The organism is Escherichia sp. WS1265 (assembly GCF_046487585.1).
GTDB lineage: Bacteria > Pseudomonadota > Gammaproteobacteria > Enterobacterales > Enterobacteriaceae > Escherichia > Escherichia coli.
In genome coordinates this window covers 1-2,095 of the sequence record NZ_JBJQJE010000069.1, presented here as the reverse complement: position 1 = coordinate 2,095, position 2,095 = coordinate 1, and the positions used below count along the sequence as shown (strand labels likewise).

Here is a 2,095-nt window from a genome sequence, read left to right as displayed (position 1 = left end):
ACCCAACCGGGCGTCAGATTATGGAAGTAGTAGATATTCGGATGACACACGCCCCAGGATACGGCGTGCCGGGTGAAGCCGGTCAGCCATTTCTGGTAGCTTTCGTGGAGCCATTCGTAGCGGGTCTGATACTGTTGTTTCATTTTCATATTCCTCACGGGGATATAACAGGCAGCAGAATGCCGCCGGCAGGCCGGGGATTACGTCTGCTGCGGGTGAACGGATAACGGTCAGAAATTACGGGCGGGGCTGTGCAATACGCGCCTGTAGCCAGGCTTCCACTTCACTTTTCAGCCAGCGGGAGCTGCGGCCCAGCTTGATGGGAGCCGGAAAGGCCCCATCCCTGATGAGCCTGTAAAACCACTTATCTGTCAGGCCGGTCAGTTGAGTGATAAATGCCATGTCGACCATCTGGTCATCCATCAGTGAAACTGGGGTAGCCATGAGAATGTTCCTCCGGATGTTGTTAAACCAGCCGGTGTGGTCATGAAAACAGCGCGCCACCTTCACCGGCATAACAACCGGGGAGAAACGTAAAAAATAATCGGGAATGTGACCGCCAGGAGATAAACGGGGAGGTTGCGGTGGCTGAGCCGTACCGGTATACCGGGTGGTTGTTGCGAAAAGATGCTTCCGCACGCACGCGCGATAAAGAGGGGATAGTTTTCGTGAGGACAGGGAGAGAAGCAGGCGTTCTGATAATTGCAGAGTTGTTTTCGGAGGTAGTTACAGTGAGTCAGCCCGTTCCTGGCGAGGAGGAGACTGATATCACCGATGGGATAAGGCTGTCTGATTGGTATTATAAATATAAGAAGTCATCAGAGAGTAACGTAAAGGATTTGCCAGAGTAAGCTAAGAGAGTAAATCTCTCCGGTAACAGAGCGCTGTGAATCGTTCATGTATCAGAGTGCAGATACATGAACGCTGATGCGTAAAATCAGCAGTGACACGCCAGCTCCCCCTGTGCCCATTCCTGTATAAGACATGAACTGAGCGTATTAATGCTCCTGCCCTGAGACTGAGCCGGTGAGTGAGGGGCTGAGAAATCCCTCTTGACACTGCTCTAAACCAGAAATACTTCCCCGGTTGTTGCGGTGCGTCCGGATCCCCGATAACGGAACACTAAGGCTGTATTGCGGGACACCAGGTAAGTGGCAGCCCGTAATACGTCAGGAGACGCGGGAAAAGTGAATTCCCACACGCGTTATAAACTTACCCTTGCGGAGCTGGAAGCCTTTAACTCTGCCGTTGACAACCGGCTGGCAGAACTGACAATGAACAAACTTTACGATCGCGCGCCGGCTTCCGTCTGGAAATACGTCACCTGAATATTGAAGCAGCGCTACGATGACTCCGGTGTTATCTGCACCGGAGGACCGGGAACATTAAGCGGTATAGCGACAACAAAGAATTCGAAATCAAAAGGGAATGGTGCCGGAGGCGTGGGCGGTAATAGGCTGATTTTCAGGTATTACCGGCTTACAACGTGTGGTTGATATTGAGGGGCTGTGAGTTTCGCGTATTTGTCAGAAACCCAGATGAGTTTTCCTGTATGGGACGAAATAAGGCAGCGGCAATCCCTGGAAAATTTAATATGGTATGAAGGAGAACCTGTCGGTTACGCTTAATATACACGGTACACTGTCAGCTCAGGGGATACATGAACCGTTATCTCACCAGCTACACAGTATACACACACTGACGCTGACAGTAGTCAGCAGGACCACAATAATCAGCGCCAGCAGTATGGTAACGATACGGTCTGTATTCCGGTAGTAGCCGAAGGGGTCGACAGAACCACAATACGGGCAACACACTGTATTATGAGTAATCGCGTTTCCACAGTCCCTGCACTTCTTTTTGCGTATCACCATCACTCCCTCCTCACAGCCTTACCCGTAACCGGTTTTTTACATTAAAAAACGACGCTGAAAATTCAACCGTCAGTCCGGAGACGACCGTTCGGGTTATCACAGAGTGCCTGAGACAGTGTCCTGCCGGAGGTCACTTCAGGGACTCTGCGTATTTTTTACGACGTGGCTATTCCGTATGAACCATACGGAGATTTAACCATGACCTACAAATACAACCCCTT

At 50.8% G+C, this 2,095-nt stretch carries 4 protein-coding genes; 2 read left to right on the top strand and 2 right to left on the bottom strand.

Annotation, left to right across the window (positions count from 1 at the left end; all coding sequences use genetic code 11):
• Positions 1 to 237: 237 nt before the first annotated feature.
• Positions 238 to 444 (bottom strand): helix-turn-helix transcriptional regulator, encoded by a 207-nt coding sequence (locus ACJHX3_RS24745; protein ID WP_000235221.1) that lies wholly within the window; start codon positions 442 to 444, stop codon positions 238 to 240.
• Between the two features lie 140 nt (positions 445 to 584).
• Here ACJHX3_RS24745 and ACJHX3_RS24740 point away from each other — a divergent pair, with 140 nt between their 5' ends.
• Positions 585 to 851, top strand: a complete 267-nt coding sequence (locus ACJHX3_RS24740; RefSeq protein WP_000840364.1) for a hypothetical protein — start codon at positions 585 to 587, stop codon at positions 849 to 851.
• A gap of 300 nt (positions 852 to 1,151) precedes the next feature.
• On the top strand, positions 1,152 to 1,328 hold the full coding sequence (locus ACJHX3_RS24735) for an Hha/YmoA family nucleoid-associated regulatory protein (RefSeq protein ID WP_001344112.1): 177 nt from the start codon (positions 1,152 to 1,154) through the stop codon (positions 1,326 to 1,328).
• Between the two features lie 345 nt (positions 1,329 to 1,673).
• On the opposite strand, the gene ACJHX3_RS24730 is transcribed toward ACJHX3_RS24735, so the two are convergent.
• Positions 1,674 to 1,874 carry a hypothetical protein gene (locus tag ACJHX3_RS24730; RefSeq protein WP_001297219.1) on the bottom strand — a complete coding sequence of 67 codons (201 nt, stop codon included), beginning with the start codon at positions 1,872 to 1,874 and terminating at the stop codon, positions 1,674 to 1,676.
• Between the last annotated feature and the right edge of the window lie 221 nt (positions 1,875 to 2,095).

Bases quoted from the DNA above. Each gene is read 5' to 3' on its own strand.
- ACJHX3_RS24745 (WP_000235221.1), bottom strand. From the start codon at position 444: ATGGCTACCCCAGTTTCACTGATGGATGACCAGATGGTCGACATGGCA.
- ACJHX3_RS24730 (WP_001297219.1), bottom strand. From the start codon at position 1,874: ATGGTGATACGCAAAAAGAAGTGCAGGGACTGTGGAAACGCGATTACT.